Origin of the sequence: Caldovatus sediminis (genome assembly GCF_014644455.1) — a bacterium.
GTDB classification, from domain to species: domain Bacteria; phylum Pseudomonadota; class Alphaproteobacteria; order Acetobacterales; family Acetobacteraceae; genus Caldovatus; species Caldovatus sediminis.
Genome location: NZ_BMKS01000003.1, coordinates 78716 through 94532 on the forward strand (window position 1 = coordinate 78716; position 15817 = coordinate 94532).

Below are 15817 nucleotides of genomic sequence, written 5' to 3' on the forward strand. Positions count from 1 at the left end.
CCCATGAGCGCCTCGGCCGCAGCCGCCACCACCGCCCCGGACGTCGCCGACCTGCAGCGGGCGGCGCCTTCGCCGGCGGAGCCGCCGCATCCGGCGGTACCGGAGATCCCGCCGGACAGTCCGCGCCGCTTCATCAACCGCGAGCTGTCCTGGCTCGACTTCAACCACCGCGTGCTGGAGGAGGCGGCGAACCCGCGCCATCCGCTGCTGGAGCGCCTGCGCTTCGTCGCCATCTCCGCCTCGAACCTGGACGAGTTCTACTCGGTGCGCGTCGCCGGGCTGGTCGGGCAGGAGCGGGCCGGCATCGCCAAGCCCTCGCCGGACGGGCTGACGCCGAGCCAGCAGCTCGCCGCGATCCACGCCCGTGCGCAGCGGCTGATCGAGGAGCAGCAGCGCGCCTGGCTCGAGCTGCGCGGCCTGCTGCGGGAGGCCGGGGTCGTCGTGGTCGAGCCGCGCGAGCTCTCCGAGGCCGATCTGCGCTGGCTCGAGACCTGGTTCATGGAGCGGGTCTTCCCGGTGCTGACGCCGCTCGCCGTGGACCCCGCGCATCCCTTCCCGTTCATCGCCAACCTCGCGCTCTGCATGATGCTCAAGCTCGTGCGCGAGGAGGACGGCGGCACGATGCGGGCGATGCTGCCGCTGCCGCCGCAGATCGAGCGCTTCATCCGCCTGATCCCGCCCGCCGAGGCGGCCCCCGCGGCGGGGCCCGGGGCCGGGCCCGCGCCGATCCGGTTCCTGCTGCTCGAGGACCTGATCGGCCTGTTCCTCAACCGGCTGTTCCCGGGCTTCCTCCTCGCCGAGCAGGGCCTGTTCCGCCTGATCCGCGACACCGACGTGGAGTTCGAGGAGGAGGCCGAGGACCTCGTGCGCTCCTACGAGACGGCGCTGAAGCGCCGGCGCCGCGGCCGCCCGATCCGCCTCTCCGTCACCGCCGCGACGCCGCCCGACATGGTGGACTTCGTCGCCGAATCGCTCGCGGCCGACCGCGGCAACGTGTTCGTGGTGGAGGGGCTGCTCGGCCTCTCCGACCTGCGCCAGCTGATCGTGGACGACCGCCCGGACCTGCTGTTCACGCCCTACACGCCGCGCTTCCCGGAGCGCATCCTGGACTACGGCGGCGACTGCTTCGCCGCGATCCGCGCCAAGGACATCGTCGTCCACCACCCCTACGAGTCCTTCGACGTGGTGGTGCAGTTCCTGCGCCAGGCGGCGCGCGACCCGAACGTGGTCGCGATCAAGCAGACGCTCTACCGGACCACGCGCGACAGCCCGATCGTCCGCGCCCTGATCGAGTCGGTGGAGTCGGGCAAGAGCGTGACCGGCGTGATCGAGATCAAGGCCCGCTTCGACGAGGAGCGCAACATCGCCCTCGCGCGCGAGCTGGAGGCGGCCGGCGTGCAGGTCGTGTACGGATTCATGGACCTCAAGACCCACGCCAAGGTGAGCCTGGTGGTACGGCGCGAGGGGGGCACGCTGCGCTCCTACGCCCATTTCGGGACGGGAAACTACCACCCGGTCACCGCGCGCATCTACACCGACCTCTCCTTCTTCACCGCCGACCCGGCGCTGACGCGCGACGCGGCGCGGCTGTTCAACTACCTGACCGGCTACGCGCGGCCGGAGGCGATGGAGGCGATCGCCTTCGCGCCGCTCACCATGCGCCCGGCGCTGCTCGGCCTGATCGAGCGGGAGATCGCCTTCGCGCGCGAGGGCAGACCCGCCGGCATCTGGATTAAGGTGAACAGCCTGGTGGACGAGCAGATCATCGACGCGCTCTACCGCGCGAGTCGCGCCGGGGTGCGGATCGAGCTGGTGGTGCGCGGCATCTGCTGCCTGCGCCCCGGCGTGCCGGGCCTGTCCGAGAACATCCGGGTCAAGTCCATCGTCGGGCGGTTCCTCGAGCACAGCCGCATCTACGTCTTCGGCAACGGCCACCGGCTGCCGTCGCGCCGCGCGCGAGTGTTCATATCCTCCGCCGACCTGATGGCGCGCAACCTCGACTGGCGGGTCGAGGCCATGGTGCCGATCGAGAACCCGACGGTGCACGCGCAGGTCCTCGACCAGATCATGGTGACCAACCTGAAGGATACCATGCAATCCTGGGCGCTGCGGCCGGACGGGACCTACCGCCGGCTCGACCCGGGGCCGGAGCCGGTCTCCGCGCACGAGTACTTCATGACCAACCCCTCGCTGTCCGGCCGCGGCAGCGCGCTGCACCGGGTGCCGGCGCGCCTCGTCGGCGCCGCGCCGCGGCGCGCCCGGCCGGACCGGGTGCGGCAGGACTGAGCGCCTTGGATCTTGCGCTCTCCCCCGGTGCGGCGCTCGCGCGCGCCGGCCACGCTCTCGCACCGCACGCGGCGCTGCCGCGCTGCGGCGTGGTGGACCTCGGATCGAACTCGGTGCGCCTCGTCGTCTTCGAGGGGCGTGTGCGCAACCCGGTGACGGTGTTCAACGAGAAGGCGGTGCTCGGCCTCGGCCGTGGCCTCGCCGCGACCGGCCGGCTCAACGGCGCGGCGATGGAGCAGGCGCTGACGGTGATGGCGCGCTACCACGCGGTGGCGCGCGCCATGGAGGCCGATCCGGTCGAGGTGCTGGCCACCGCCGCGGTGCGCGACGCCGCCAACGGCGCTGAGTTCGTGGAGGCGCTGCGCGCCCGCCTCGGCCCGGAGGTGCCGATCCGCATCCTCTCCGGCGAGGCGGAGGCGCGCCTCTCCGCGGAGGGGGTGCTGCTCGGCTTCCCCGAGGCGCACGGGGTCCTCGCCGACCTCGGCGGCGGGTCGCTCGAGCTGGTCGAGCTGGAGGAGGGGCGGGCCGGGCGCGTCGCGAGCCTGCCGCTCGGCACGCTGCGCCTCGCCGAGCGCGCCGGGGGCGAGCCCGCCCGCGCGCGGGCCGTGGCGCGGGCCGAACTCGACCGCGTGGCGTGGCTGAAGGGCGCCGCCGGGCGCGATCTCTACCTCGTCGGCGGCGCCTGGCGCGCCCTGGCGCGGATGCACATCGCGCAGACCGCCTATCCGCTGATGATCGTCCATCACTACGTGCTGCCGCGCGACGAGGCGCGCGACCTCGCCTCCATGGTGACGGCGGCGACGCGGCGGACGCTGGAGCGCATGCCCGGTGCGCCGGCCAAGCGCGTGGCCGACCTGCCCTTCGCGGCGGTGGTGCTGCGGCGGCTGCTGCGGGTCACCGGCGCGCGGCGGGTCGTGTTCTCGGCCAACGGTCTGCGCGAGGGCTGGTACGCGGAGCTGCTGCCGGAGGCGGTGCGGCGCAGCGATCCGCTGCTCGCCGCGGGCCAGGACCTCGCGCTCCGCTTCGGCCGCGACCCGCGCCTGCCGGAGGCGCTGTTCCGCTGGACCGCGCCGCTGTTCGAGGGCGAGCGGCCGGCGGAACGGGCGCTGCGCGAGGCGGCGTGCTGGGTGAGCGACATCGGCAGCCACGACCACCCGGACTACCGCGCCGAGCAGGCCTTCCTGCGCGTGCTGCGCCAGCCCGGGGTCGGGCTCGACCACCACGCGCGCGCCTTCCTCGCCCTGGTCGTGGCGCTGCGCTACGAGGCCGAGCCGGACGCGCCGTGGCTCGGGACGAGCCGCGCGCTGCTCGACGCCGCCGCGATGCGGCGGGCAGAGATGCTGGGCGCCGCGCTGCGGCTGGCCTACACGCTGTCCGGCGGCACGCCGGCGCTGCTCGCCGGCACGGCGCTGGCGCGGCGCGGCGGGCGGCTGGCGCTGCGCCTGGTCGCGGGCAGCGGCGTGTTCGCCGGCGAGAGCGTGGTCCGCCGCGTCGAGGCGCTCGGCGCCGCCTTCGGGCTGGAGACGGTGGTCGAGGTGGCGCGCGGGTGAGGGGGCCGCGCGTGGCCCTTGCCGGGCTCGGGCGGCTTCGCCACCCTGCGCGGAGTCCGTGGAACAGGGGCGAGCCATCCCCGCCGCCGCGCCGCGGGCTTCCCGGCGCGCCGCGCAGGGCGGGCGCCCTCGGGCGGAGCCGACGCGATGGCCTGGCAGGCGAAGGTGCTGATCCACAACGGCCGCTCCGTGCCGTTCGAGGAGGCGCGCATCCATCCGCTCTCGGTGGTCGCGGCCTATGGCGTCGGCGTGTTCGAGGGCATCCGCGCCTACCGCAACCCGGCGACGGGGCGCTTCTTCGTCTTCCGGCTCGAGGAGCACCTGGCGCGCATCGGGCAGGGCATGAAGATCATGCGCTTCGACGATCCGCCCTCGCTCGCGACGCTGCGCGAGGGCGTGCTGCGCGCGGTGCGCGAGAACGCGCCGGACGAGGACGCCTACATCCGCCTCCAGGTGCAGATCGAGGCGATCGGCAGCCAGGCGAGCACCGGGCCGACGGGGTGGTTCTGCGCCTGCGTGCCGCGCGAGCGCTCGGCGAAGTACGCGTCCGGCCTCTCGCTCGGCGTCTCGTCCTGGGTGCGGATCGCCGACGGCGCGATGCCGCCGCGGGTGAAGGCGACGGCGAACTACCACGCCGGGCGCCTCGCCGGCCTGCAGGCGAAGGCGGACGGCTACGACATGGCGGTGATCCTCAACCATCTCGGCAAGGTGAGCGAGACGCCGGGGGCGTGCCTGTTCCTGGTGCGCGACGGGCGGCTGGTCACCCCCTCGCGCCAGAGCGACATCCTGGAGAGCGTGACGCGCGACACCGTGCTGACGCTCGCCGGCGAGATGGGGCTCGCGGCGGAGGAGCGGCTGGTGGACCGCACCGAGCTCTACGTCGTCGAGGAGGCGTTCATCTGCGGCACCGGACAGGAATTGCAGCCCGTGGTCGCGGTGGACCGGCTGCCGGTGGGGGACGGCAGGCCGGGCGCGATCACCATGCGCCTGCAGGCCGCCTACGAGTCGGTCGTGCGCGGGACGACCGATGCGCATGCCGAGTGGCGAACGCCGGTCGCCGCCTGAGCGCGGGGCGTGCCGGGCAGGACGGGGACCGCCTCAGGGAGAACCACGGCGCATGGCAGCACGACGCGGCAGCGGTGGCGGTGCACCTCCGAGGACGGGCGACGAGGCGATTCCTGTCTCGCCGCCCGGGGACGCGGAGGCCGGCCTGGAGGGCCTGCTGCGGATGGACGTCGGGACGCTGGAGGAGATGCTCCCCCAGATCCTCGACGCGGTGGCGCGCGGCCCGCTGGTGATGACCCGGGAGGGGCGCGCCTTCGCGGTGCTGCTGCCGCTCGATGACTACCGGCGCCTGTGGGCCGGCGCGGCGGACATGGCGCCGCAGCCGGCGCGGGTGATCGAAGGCGAGGCGACGGCGCGCGACTGATGCCGGCGGCGGCCGATGCTGAGGCATCGAACGCCCCCCGGACGCTGGGCGCGACCGCCGGTTCGCCCGGCTGCGCCGCACGGGCCGCGTTCGCGGCCTCGGCGTCGGCCGGCGATCGCCGCCAGCATGGGCGCGGCTGGCCGCGCGCTATTCGGGACGGATGCCGGCGCGCTCGGCCACGGCGGACCACTTGCCCACCTCCGCCTCGATGAAGCGGCGGAAGGGCTCGGGGCCGAGGCCGCGCGGCTCGAGCCCGCGGTCGCGCAGGGCTGCGGCGAGCCCTTCGCGCATGAGCGCGTCGGCATCCTGCCAGATGCGCGCGACGACCGGGGCGGGGGTGGCCGCGGGGGCGACGAGGCCGATCCAGGTGCCGCCGGTGAAGCCGGGCAGCCCGGCCTCGCCGAAGGTCGGCACGTCGGGAGCGAGCGGCGAGCGTTCCGGCGTGGCCACAGCGATGGCCCGCAGCCGGCCCTCCCGCACATGCGGCAGGGCGGCCGGGATGGTGTCGAAGGCCATCTGCACCTGGCCGGCGATCAGGTCGGTCATCGCCGGGGCGCTGCCGCGGTAGGGCACGTGGGTGATGTCGACGCCGGCGGTGGTGCGGAACAGCTCGCCGACGAGGTGGGACGAGGTGCCGATGCCGAAGGAGGCGTAGTTCAGCCGCCCCGGCTGCGATTTCGCGAGGGCGATCAGTTCCGCCAACGTGCGGGCGGGGACCGAGGGGTTCACCACCAGCAGGAAAGGCACCTCGCCGACGAGCATGACGGGCGCGAAGTCGCGCACCGGATCGTAGGGCAGGTTGCGCTGCGTGCTGCGCGCGATCGCGATCTCCGGCGACGCGGCCATCAGCAGGGTGTGGCCGTCGGGCGGGCTCTTGGCGACGGAGTCGGCGCCGATCGTGCCGGCGGCGCCGGCGCGGTTCTCGACCACGACCGGCTGGCCCCAGGCGCGCGAGAGGCGCTCCGCCATCAGCCGCGCGGTGATGTCGGTGCTGCCGCCCGCCGGGTAGGCGACCACCATGCGGACTGGGCGCGCGGGCCAGGGCGCCGTGGCCGCGGGCTGCGCCCCGGCCGGCGCGGCGGCGGCCGCCGGGGCGAGAAGCAGGTGTCGGCGCGCCGGCCTGGGCATGGCCCGGTCCCCCTCGTGCTCCGCTCTTCCCAATCGTCGCCGGCTCGGCTGCTATGCGCAAGGGCGCGTCGACGCGCCACAAGGAGGAAGCATCCGCCCATGTCCTCGCTGCACGACCGGCTGATGGTGATCGACGGCCTCGTCTTCTGCTCCGATGGCGACGCGCGGACGCTGCGCGCGGGCAACGTCGCCGCGGCGAACGTGACGCTGCGCCCGCCGGTGGCGAGCTTCGAGGACACCTTCGACGCCTTCGCCACCTGGCGCGCCCGCTGCGCCGACCCGAACGGCCAGTGGCACCTGGTCGAGCGGACCTCCGACATCGACGCGGCGCGGGCGGCGGGCAAGGTCGGCCTCATCATGGGCTGGCAGGAGACCAAGGCACTCGGCGACCGGATCGAGCGCGCGGAGGCGTTCCACCGGCTCGGCCTGCGCGTCGTGCAGCTCACCTACAACGAGGCCTGCGCGGTCGGCGACGGGTGCCTGGAGCCGCGCGATGCCGGCCTCTCGCGCTTCGGCCACGAGGTGGTGGCGGAGTTCAACCGGCTCGGCATCGCGATCGACCTCAGCCATGTCGGCGAGCGGACCTCGCTCGACGCGGCGCGGGCGAGCAGGCGCCCGGTGCTGATCACCCACGCCAACGCCAAGGCGGTGACCAACCGGCCGCGCAACAAGTCGGACGAGGTGATCCGCGCGGTGCGTGACACGGGCGGCGTCATCGGCGTCTGCATCCACGGCTTCACCAACTGGGACGGCGACCCGCACCATCCGCCGACGCTCGAACTCTTCATCCGCCACCTGCGGCACATCCTGAACCTGGTCGGCATCGACCATGTCGGGTTCGGAACCGACTTCGCCGCGGTGGGCGACGAGAAGGCGGCGGACGCGTTCCTCGAGATGAGCGCGACGCGCTACCGCAGCGGCACGGCGGACTACGTGAAGGCGTTCGGCAATTCGCTGGCGAAGCGCTATCCGGACGAGATCAACTCGCCCGCGCTGATGGGCCGCAAGACCGACGCCCTGCTGAGGGCGGGCTTCTCGGAGGGCGAGGTCGAGAAGATCATGGGCCGCAACTGGTATCGCGTATTCGGCGAGATCTGGGGCGACGGCTGACCATGCCCCGCACGCTCCGCGTCGGCGCGGCGCAGACCGGGCCGGTGCTGTCCGACGACCCGGCGCCGGGCATCGAGGCGGCGCGCCGGCTGTTCGCGCAGGCGGAGCGGGAGGGCGTGCGCCTGCTCTGCTTCTCCGAGCTGTTCCTCGCGCCGTTCTTTCCCAACCGCCTGGAGAAGGACTTCGACCGCTGGTTCCTCGACGCGGAGGGGCCGGAGATCGGCGAGCTGGCGGCGCTGGCGCGCCGGCACGGCCTCGCGGCGATCCTGCCCTTCGCCGAACGGACCAGGGGCGGCGGCTACTACAACAGCGCGCTGGTGGTGGACGCGGAGGGCCGGCGCCTCGGCACCTACCGCAAGACGCACATCCCGGCCTACTTCCCGACCGACGCGCCGGGCGGCACGGGCAGCTTCGAGAAGCTCTACTTCGCCCCGGGCGACTCGCTGCCGGTATTCGAGACGGAGGGGCTGCGCTTCGGCATCCAGATCTGCAACGACCGGCTCTACCCGGAGCCATCGCGGGCGCTGGCGCTGGCCGGAGCGGCGGCGATCTTCATGCCGATCTGCTACTCGACCTACGCCGATCCCGAGCATCGCGCCTCCATCTGGGAGGTGCCGCTGCGGGCCCGGGCCTATGAGAACGGGGTGTGGGTCGTGGCCGCCAACCGTGTCGGGATGGAGGGGCCGCGCCGCCATCTCGGCCGCAGCATGGTGGTTGACCCGCGCGGCGGCATCGTCGCGGAGGCCGGGCGGGAGCGCGAGGAACTGCTGGTTGCCGATCTCGACCTCGGGGCGGTGCCACGGGCGCGCAAGGACTTCCCCTGGTGGCGCGACCGGCGCCCCGACCTCTACGGGCCGCTGGTGGCGGTGCGGCGCGACTGACCGCGCGCCGGCCCTCCCGGCGGAGCCGAGGCGTGTCCGTCCCGGTCAGGCCGGGCTGCTGGCGCCGGCGGCGGCGAAGGTCTCGACCAGGGTCGCGGCGGCGACCTGCGCGCGGCGCCACTCGGGCAGCCTTTCGCCCCGCACCATCAGCGTGACCGAGAGGCCGGGCCGGACGTCGAAGGTCAGGGTGCAGTTCGCTCCGGGGTCCACCGTCGCGGCCTGCTGCGCGGCGGCCATGTCCTGCATGTCGCGGCGCGAGCGCGGGCAACGGCCATAGACGACCTGTCCCTCGGCGGTGCGCTCGCCGAACTCGATCGAGGCGCTCGGCCGGCCGTCCGGGCCGGGACGGCCGGTGTAGAACTGCACGCCGTAGGCCTCGCCGCCGGCGATCCGCGACAGCGCGCGGCGCGCGTTCGCCCATTGCTGCTCGACCGGCGTGCGGTTGGTGGTGACGACCATGGTGAGCGAGTCGCGGCAGCGTGGCCGCGCCTCGATGCAGCGCCGGGAGGCCTCCGAGGTCGGGTTGCCCGGGTCGGCCCAGGCGAGATAAGTGACGAATCCGCCGCGGGACCGGCGTGCCGCGTCGACCTGGCGTTCGGTCAGGAGGTTGCTGGGCACGGCCAGGCGATGGAGTCCGACCTGGACGATTTGGGTCGCCACCGGCTGCCGCGCCTGCGACGCGACCTGCGCCGTGCGCGGCCCCGGGTCGCGCGGCCCCGGGCCGCTGCTCGGCCAGACCTCGCCGAGGACGACGCCGAGGAAGAAGGCGGCCACGCCGCCGAGCAGCCAGCGCAGGCCGTGCCGGACGTCCTGCATGGTGCCGGAATCGGGCTCGCGGCCCATCGCGCCGTAGAAGACGGACTGGTGGTCCGTCGTCTCGCGGGGGGTGCGGGTGTTCCTCATCGCCATGGGCGGGCGGCTCCCGCGCCGCCTTCGCGACGCGCTTCGGCCGCGGGGGCCGAAAGCCGCCGCCGGCGCCGGGGGAGGGCGGCGCCGGGCGAGCGGAAACGGGTCGGGAATGGCAGCGTGCTCATCGTCCCTGCCTGAGCGTCGCGGCGAGGACGGCCAGGGCCGCGCATCAACCACGAAGCGATAACGCAAGTATCACAAAATCTGGATGAGCGCACCCCCGGATTCGCGGGATGGGCGTGAAATCCGTTCGAAGCCGGATCGTCCGCGCGGCGGACGCCGCCCGCGCCGGCCGCCGCGGGGCCGCGGAAATGGGCTTCTCCCGCCCGTCGAGGCGATGCGTGAGGCACGCGTGCTCCCGGGTGCGCAAGGGTCCGCTGGACGTTAGACCGAAGCCGGTTGCGATGCACCAACATTTCTTGGCCGCACCGGATCGCGCGGTTCCGGGAAGCTGCGACGCGTGCGGCGGTGCGGATGTCCCCACGCCGGCTCCCGCGGCGGGTGCCGCGGCAGCGGCCCACCCCGCGGTTGCGGCGGCCGGCGTTCGGGAGCGCCGGGGCTGCTTCCACCCATGGTTGTGCATTATCGCCAGATAGGGGGAGTTCCCCCGCGGCCTCCTCGCGTGCTTGTGTCTGCCCCCGGCTCGCCCCGGCGGCCGGCGCAGGGGCGGGATGGTCCTCAGACAAGGGTGTGGCATGACCAGTTCGGTGTCCCTCCTCCGGTCGAGCCTGGCGCTCGCGCTCATCGCGGCCCTCGCCGCCTCCTGCGCCCAGGGGCCGCCCTCGGCCCCGGTGCGGTCGGACGCGGCGACCTTCCGCGTCACCGAGTTCGCGCGCGGGCTCGAGCATCCCTGGGGGGCGGTCTTCCTGCCCGACGGCAGCGGCGACATGCTGGTGACCGAGCGCCCCGGCCGGCTGCGGCGGGTCACGGCCGATGGCCGCGTCTCGCCGCCGATCCCCGGGGTGCCGGAGGTGGCGGCAAGCGGCCAGGGCGGGCTGCTCGACATCGCGCTCGCGCCCGACTTCGCCAGCAGCCGCGAGATCTTCTTCTGCCATGGCAGCGCCGTCCCCGAAGGCGGCGCCCTCACCCGACTGAGCCGTGCCCGCCTCTCCGCCGACGGGACCCGCCTCGAAGGGACCGCCACCGTCCTCGACGCCGGACCGCCGCAGCGGCTGAGCTGGGAGCATTACGGCTGCCGCATCGCCTTCTCCCCGGACGGCCGCTACCTCTTCTTCGCCACCGGCGAGCGCAAGCAGAGCGAGCGCGCGCAGCGGCTCGACGACCTCGCGGGCAAGGTGCTGCGCCTCGCCCGCGACGGTTCGGTCCCGCCGGACAACCCGTTCGTCGGGCGCGCCGATGCCCGGCCCGAGATCTGGTCCTACGGGCACCGGAACCCGCAGGGGCTTGCCTTCAACCCCTGGACCGGCTCGCTCTGGGAGGCCGAGCTCGGCCCGCGCGGAGGGGACGAGGTGAACGTGATCCGGCGCGGGGCGAATTACGGCTGGCCGGTGGTCAGCCAGGGCCTCGCCTATTCGGGCTTTCGCTTCACCGAGCACCGGTCGCTGCCCGGTATGGAGGATCCCGCCTACAATTGGACGCCTTCGGTCAGCCCCTCGGGCATCGCCTTCTATGACGGAGCGGAATTCCCCGGCTGGCGCGGCAGCCTGTTCCTCGCGACGCTGAGTCCGCCGCAGCTGGTGCGTCTGACGACCGCGGGGGACCGGGTGACGGGGGAGGAGCGGCTCCTCCAGGGCCTCGTGCGCATGCGCCACGTGCTGGTCGGGCCCGACGGCCGGCTCTACATCCTGACCGACGAGCCGAACGGCCGCATCCTGCGGCTCGATCCGGCCCGCTAGGACCAGCACGGGGAGCAGGAGAGGAGCGAGGATGCAGCCGATCGCGGCGGACACGCCGGCGGCCTGGGGCGCGGCTGCGCTCGAGGCCGGCCGGGCGGCCTGGACCTTTACCCTCGACGACCGCGCGCGGCGCGACCTCGTCGTCGCGGTCCGGCGCGTGGGGCGCGACCCGGAGCGGGACCTGCTCGACTACCGGCGCGAGGAATTCGACCTCGGCGCCGCGGCGGTGCCGATCGCCGCCGCGTTCCGGGAGATCCGCGACGGCCGCGGCATCGCGCTGGTCCGCGGCCTGCCGCGCGAGGGCGTGACGCCGGCCGAGTTCGAGCTGATGACCTGGGCGATCGGACTCCACCACGGCGTGGCCCGGCCGCAGGGCAAGGCGAGCCACTACGTCTCCAAGGTGCAGGACGCGGGGACGGTGTACCGGAGCCCGACGGGGCGCGGCTACTCCTCCAACGCCGAGCTCGACTTCCACACCGACGGCGCCGACGTGGTGGTGCTGACCTGCTACAACCAGGCGCGCAGGGGCGGGATGAGCATGGTCTCGAGCTCGGTCACCGCCCGCAACCTGCTGGCCGCGGAGCGCCCCGACCTCTGCGCGCTGCTGCACCAGCCGTTCTGGTTCAGCCGCCAGGGCGAGCAGGCGCCGGACGAGGCGCCGGCCTATCCGAACCCGATCTACGACACGGCGGACGGGCTGCTGTTCAGCCGCTGGAACCGGAACCGCGTCACCTCGGCGCAGCGAATCGAGGGCGTGCCGCCGCTCTCCGCGGCGCAGCGCGAGGCGCTGGATGCGCTCGACGAGGTGCTGCGCCGCGACGCGGTGATGTACCGCATGTGGCTCGCGCCGGGCGACATGCAGCTGCTCAACAGCCACGTCACCCTGCATTCCCGGACCTCGTTCGAGGATTTCGAGGAGCCGGAACGCAGGCGCCTCCTGTTCCGGCTGTGGCTGGCGCCCCCCGATTCCCGCCGCCTCCCGGAGAGCTGGCGCAACGCCTATCGCGCCGTCGAGCCGGGAACGGTGCGCGGCGGCATCCGCGGGCAGAACCACGACGCGCATCGCCGCGCCTTCGAGCGGCGGCAGGCCGCGGCACTTGGCATGGCCTGCGCGGACTGAGGCGGTGGCGGCCCGGGCCGAGGGCGGCGGGATGCCTCGCGCGGCGCCCGCGCCGCGCGCCGGCGCCTCGGCGCGGGCCGGGGAGTCCTCCGGCGCTGCCCGCTGGCTGGGCTGGGGGGGCGCGGCGCTGCTCGGGGCGCTGCCGGTGCTGCTGGTGTTCGGACCGGGGGTGATCGATCCCCGCTCGGTGGGGTGGATGCTGGCGGGGCCGCTGGGGCCGGACCCGGTGCAGTATCTGCTCGGCTGGACCTATTTCGTGCGCTCGCCCTGGGCGCTGCCGCCGGGCCTCAACCCCGATTACGGACTGGAGCTCGGCTCCTCGATCTTCTACGCGGATGCGATCCCGCTGCTGGCGCTGCCGTTCAAGGCGCTGCGCGGGCTGGTGGCGGTGCCGCAGTACTGGGGGCTCTGGCTGCTCGGCTGCGGGGTGGCTCAGGCGCTGCTGGCCTGGCGCCTGATCGGGCTGGTCGCGGCGGAGCCGCTCGCGCGGCTGGCGGGTGCGGGGCTGTTCGTGCTGCAGCCGATGCTGCTCAACCGGATGGGCGGGCATCTCGCCCTGGCCGGGCAGTGGGTGCTGCTCGCCGCGCTCTGGCTGGCGCTGCGGCCGGAGGGGAGGGGCTTGCGGCAGGGCGGCGCCTGGGGGCTGCTGGTGCTCGCGACCAGCCTCGTCCATGGCTACCTGCTCGCGATGGTGCTGGCACTGTGGAGCGCGGACTGGCTGCGCCGGGCGCTGCCGGGGCGGGAGGGACGGGCCGGAGCGGCGGGGCTGGCGGCCGAGGGCGTGGCGGTGCCTGGCGCGGGGGCGCTCGGCCTCTGGGCCGGCGGGTTCTTCGTCCTGCGGCGCGGCTTCGATGCGCCGGGGTATGGCGCCCTGGGCCTCGATCTCCTGGCGCTCTTCGACGCGGCGGAATGGGGCGCGCTGCTGCCGGCCCTGCCGGGGCTCAACCATGCGGAGGCGGGGGGGAGCTATCTCGGGCTCGGCGCCCTGCTGCTGATCCTCGCCGCGGCGCTGGCGTGGGCGCGGCGCCGCGGTCCCGTGCTGCGGCCCGTGCTGCGGCGGCACTGGCCGCTCGCGGCGGTCCTGCTCGGCCTGCTCGGGTTCGCCATCACGCACCGCGTGGCCGTCGGCGGCGTGGTGCTGACGCTGTTCGAGCCGCCGGGCTGGGCGCTCGCCCTGGCCGGTGCGCTGCGGGCGTCGGAGCGGTTCGTCTGGCCGCTCGCCTATGCGCTGCTGCTGGGCGCCGTGGGCCTGGTCGCGCAGGCCTGGGGCGGGCGCCGGGCGGGGCTGCTGCTCGCGGCGCTGCTGGCGGTGCAGGCCGCGGACCTGGCGCCGGCGATGGCGCGGCTGCGCTCCCTCGTCGCCGACGCGCCCCGCGTGCCGCGGGAGCGGCTGCCCGATCCGTTCTGGGAGCAGGCGGGGCACGCCTATCGCCGGGTGCGGGCGGTGCCGGCGGCGAACCAGGGCCCGCATTGGGAGTCCGTCGCCCGGTTCGCCGCGCGCCACGGCATGCCGACGGACGCCGTCTATCTCGCCCGCATCGACGCGGAGGCGGTGCGCGCCCTCCGGGAATCCGTCACGGCGCGGATCGCAGCCGGCGACTTCGAGCCCGCCACGCTCTACGTGCTGCGCGACGCGCCGACGCTGCGTCTGGCGGCCGCGGCGCACGACCCGAGCCGGGACCTGCTGGCGGAGATCGACGGGATCGCGGTACTCGCGCCGGGATGGCTGCTGCAACGCCCCGCGCCGGCAGGGGCGCGGCCGCTCGGCCGATCGCAGGCCGCCACCGAGGGGCGACCGGACGTGACGCAGGGTCGGCCCGGTGGGTGAGCGCCGCGGGAGGGCTTGCTCCGCCTGCTCCGCGCCCGCGCCGGGCGGAGGGTCCGCCGCCCGTCCTTCCAGCCACCCGACGCCGCGCCCATGAGCATCGTTCGACCGACCGCCGGCGCCGCCGCCGAGGACGCGCGGGCGGGTTCGGCCGTCGCGGCGCCGCCGGCGCCGGGCGCAGCGCCGGCCGCGGCGGTCGCGACCCCGCTGATCCTGCTCGCCGCGGCGCTGGCGCTGCGGGCGCTCGGATTCGTCCCCGCGGTGATCGACACCGACGAGGGCCTCTACATCCTCCAGGCCCGCGCCTGGCTGCGCGGCGGCTGGCCGCTGGTCGCGGTGTGGGACATGCATCCGGTGGGCGGGCCGGCACTGCTGACGCTCGCCATGGCGGTGCTCGGCGAGGGGGTGGGCGCGGTGCGGCTGTTCGGCGCGGTCGCGGTGGCGCTGACCGGCTGGGCGCTGCACGGCGCGGCGCGGGCGGCCGGGGCGCCCCATGGCGTCGCGCTCGGGGCGGGGCTGCTCTACGTGGCGCACAGCGTGCTGCTCGGCGGGCTCGCGACCAACACGGAGGTGCTGCTGGCGCCCTTCGTGGCCGCGGCGATGGCGCTCGGCGTGCGCGGGGCGGCGCGGGCGCTGGAGCGGGGGGCGGCGCCGCGCTGGCGGGACCTCGTGGCGACGGGGCTGCTCGTCGGCGCGGCGCTGACCGTGAAGCCGGTGGCGGTGCCGGAGGGTTCCCTCGCCTTCCTGCTGCTGACCGCGCCGGCGTGGCGGCGCGGCGCACTGCCCTGGCGGCGCGGGCTCGCGATGGCGGCGGCCTATGCCGCGCTGTGCGCGGCGCCGACCGCGCTGTTCGCCCTGGCCTATGCGCTGCATGGCGCGTTCTGGGAGTTCCTCGACGGGTCCTTCCTCGCGCCGCTGCGCTACGGCGGCGAGCGGCTCGATCCCGGCACGGCCGCCTGGCAGGTGGGGACGGCGATGCTTGGGCTCGCCTGGTTGTTCGTCATGGCGGCGCTGGCGCCGCTGCCGGCGCGGCGCGGGGCGGCCGAGGAGGGCTGGGCCCGGCGGCTGGGCGCGGTGGGGGCCTTGTGGTTCGTCGCCGCGAGCCTCGCCGTCGCCATGCCGGGCATGTTCTTTGAGCACTACTTCCTGCTCTGGCTGCCGCCGCTCGCGCTGCTTGCCGCCTGCGGGGCGTGGCGGCTGGCGACGTGCTGCATCGCGCCGCCGCCGCGGCGCGCCGGCCTCGCCTTCGCCCTGGTGATCGCGGCCCTGAGCGTGGACGCCTGGCTCGGCGACGCGGTGCCGCGCATGCAGCGCGGCGTCGGCCTGCGCGAGCCGGACCCGGTGCGCGGGGTGGCGGCCGCGCTCGCCGCCGCGGTGCCGCGCGGGGCGCCGGTGCTGGTCGCCAACTACCACCCGGTGGTCCATGCGCTCGCCGATGTCGGGCTGGCCACGCGCTACGTCTTCCCGGCGCAGCTCACCGGCCGCTACGGCGCGGTGGCGGGCATCGACATGGACGCCGAGGTGGCGCGCGTGCTCGCCTCCCGCCCCGCGGCGATCGTGGTGGACCGCGGCTGGTGGACGGCCATGCGCCCGACGGTGCGGGCGATGCTCGAGGAGGCGCTCGCGCAGGACTACGCGATCGCCGCGACGGTGATGGAGGAGCGCGGGCCGGTGGAGATCTGGCGCCGGCGCTGAGCGCGGGGCGGCGCGCTGGCCATCGGCC

The 15817-nt window shown here is 75.1% G+C and carries 12 protein-coding genes; 10 read left to right on the plus strand and 2 right to left on the minus strand.

Annotation, left to right across the window (positions count from 1 at the left end; genetic code table 11):
* Positions 1-3: 3 nt before the first annotated feature.
* The 4 genes from IEX99_RS05690 to IEX99_RS05705 all read left to right on the plus strand — a co-directional run bounded on the left by IEX99_RS05690 (position 4) and on the right by IEX99_RS05705 (position 5265).
* Positions 4-2286 (plus strand): RNA degradosome polyphosphate kinase, encoded by a 2283-nt coding sequence (locus tag IEX99_RS05690; RefSeq protein WP_188899054.1) that lies wholly within the window; start codon positions 4-6, stop codon positions 2284-2286.
* A 74-nt stretch (positions 2287-2360) separates the two neighbouring features.
* A complete protein-coding gene (locus IEX99_RS05695; RefSeq protein ID WP_456304523.1) occupies positions 2361-3836 on the plus strand; it encodes a Ppx/GppA phosphatase family protein in 1476 nt (491 codons plus the stop codon).
* A gap of 147 nt (positions 3837-3983) precedes the next feature.
* A complete protein-coding gene (locus IEX99_RS05700) occupies positions 3984-4901 on the plus strand; it encodes an aminotransferase class IV (RefSeq protein ID WP_188899055.1) in 918 nt (305 codons plus the stop codon).
* A gap of 163 nt (positions 4902-5064) precedes the next feature.
* Positions 5065-5265 (plus strand): type II toxin-antitoxin system Phd/YefM family antitoxin, encoded by a 201-nt coding sequence (locus tag IEX99_RS05705; RefSeq protein WP_188899056.1) that lies wholly within the window; start codon positions 5065-5067, stop codon positions 5263-5265.
* Between the two features lie 147 nt (positions 5266-5412).
* Here the strand turns inward: IEX99_RS05705 and IEX99_RS05710 are convergent, their stop codons facing one another.
* Positions 5413-6393, minus strand: coding sequence for a Bug family tripartite tricarboxylate transporter substrate binding protein (locus tag IEX99_RS05710; protein WP_188899057.1), 981 nt, complete (start codon positions 6391-6393; stop codon positions 5413-5415).
* Between the two features lie 99 nt (positions 6394-6492).
* Between IEX99_RS05710 and IEX99_RS05715 the strand changes: the two genes are divergently transcribed.
* Together IEX99_RS05715 and IEX99_RS05720 are read left to right on the plus strand one after the other, a co-directional pair.
* Positions 6493-7503: a dipeptidase gene (locus IEX99_RS05715; RefSeq protein ID WP_188899058.1), complete on the plus strand. Its 1011-nt coding sequence runs from the start codon at positions 6493-6495 to the stop codon at positions 7501-7503.
* 2 nt (positions 7504-7505) lie between these two features.
* Positions 7506-8384 (plus strand): carbon-nitrogen hydrolase family protein, encoded by an 879-nt coding sequence (locus IEX99_RS05720; RefSeq protein WP_188899059.1) that lies wholly within the window; start codon positions 7506-7508, stop codon positions 8382-8384.
* Between the two features lie 45 nt (positions 8385-8429).
* Here the strand turns inward: IEX99_RS05720 and IEX99_RS05725 are convergent, their stop codons facing one another.
* Positions 8430-9293 carry a hypothetical protein gene (locus IEX99_RS05725; RefSeq protein ID WP_188899060.1) on the minus strand — a complete coding sequence of 288 codons (864 nt, stop codon included), beginning with the start codon at positions 9291-9293 and terminating at the stop codon, positions 8430-8432.
* 695 nt (positions 9294-9988) lie between these two features.
* On the opposite strand from IEX99_RS05725, the gene IEX99_RS05730 reads away from it, so the two are divergent.
* The 4 genes from IEX99_RS05730 (at position 9989) to IEX99_RS05745 (ending at position 15789) form a co-directional block, all read left to right on the plus strand.
* Positions 9989-11149, plus strand: a complete 1161-nt coding sequence (locus tag IEX99_RS05730; protein ID WP_188899061.1) for a PQQ-dependent sugar dehydrogenase — start codon at positions 9989-9991, stop codon at positions 11147-11149.
* A gap of 31 nt (positions 11150-11180) precedes the next feature.
* Positions 11181-12269: a TauD/TfdA family dioxygenase gene (locus IEX99_RS05735; protein ID WP_188899062.1), complete on the plus strand. Its 1089-nt coding sequence runs from the start codon at positions 11181-11183 to the stop codon at positions 12267-12269.
* 31 nt (positions 12270-12300) lie between these two features.
* A complete protein-coding gene (locus IEX99_RS05740) occupies positions 12301-14097 on the plus strand; it encodes a DUF6311 domain-containing protein (RefSeq protein WP_188899063.1) in 1797 nt (598 codons plus the stop codon).
* A gap of 90 nt (positions 14098-14187) precedes the next feature.
* Positions 14188-15789: a glycosyltransferase family 39 protein gene (locus IEX99_RS05745; protein ID WP_188899064.1), complete on the plus strand. Its 1602-nt coding sequence runs from the start codon at positions 14188-14190 to the stop codon at positions 15787-15789.
* Positions 15790-15817: the final 28 nt, after the last annotated feature.

Excerpts from the sequence above, each read along its gene's own strand:
- IEX99_RS05690 (WP_188899054.1), top strand. The coding sequence starts at position 4 with ATGAGCGCCTCGGCCGCAGCCGCCACCACCGCCCCGGACGTCGCCGAC.
- IEX99_RS05700 (WP_188899055.1), top strand. The coding sequence starts at position 3,984 with ATGGCCTGGCAGGCGAAGGTGCTGATCCACAACGGCCGCTCCGTGCCG.
- IEX99_RS05705 (WP_188899056.1), top strand. The coding sequence starts at position 5,065 with ATGGACGTCGGGACGCTGGAGGAGATGCTCCCCCAGATCCTCGACGCG.
- IEX99_RS05710 (WP_188899057.1), bottom strand. The coding sequence starts at position 6,393 with ATGCCCAGGCCGGCGCGCCGACACCTGCTTCTCGCCCCGGCGGCCGCC.
- IEX99_RS05715 (WP_188899058.1), top strand. The coding sequence starts at position 6,493 with ATGTCCTCGCTGCACGACCGGCTGATGGTGATCGACGGCCTCGTCTTC.
- IEX99_RS05720 (WP_188899059.1), top strand. The coding sequence starts at position 7,506 with ATGCCCCGCACGCTCCGCGTCGGCGCGGCGCAGACCGGGCCGGTGCTG.
- IEX99_RS05725 (WP_188899060.1), bottom strand. The coding sequence starts at position 9,293 with ATGGCGATGAGGAACACCCGCACCCCCCGCGAGACGACGGACCACCAG.
- IEX99_RS05730 (WP_188899061.1), top strand. The coding sequence starts at position 9,989 with ATGACCAGTTCGGTGTCCCTCCTCCGGTCGAGCCTGGCGCTCGCGCTC.
- IEX99_RS05735 (WP_188899062.1), top strand. The coding sequence starts at position 11,181 with ATGCAGCCGATCGCGGCGGACACGCCGGCGGCCTGGGGCGCGGCTGCG.
- IEX99_RS05740 (WP_188899063.1), top strand. The coding sequence starts at position 12,301 with ATGCCTCGCGCGGCGCCCGCGCCGCGCGCCGGCGCCTCGGCGCGGGCC.
- IEX99_RS05745 (WP_188899064.1), top strand. The coding sequence starts at position 14,188 with ATGAGCATCGTTCGACCGACCGCCGGCGCCGCCGCCGAGGACGCGCGG.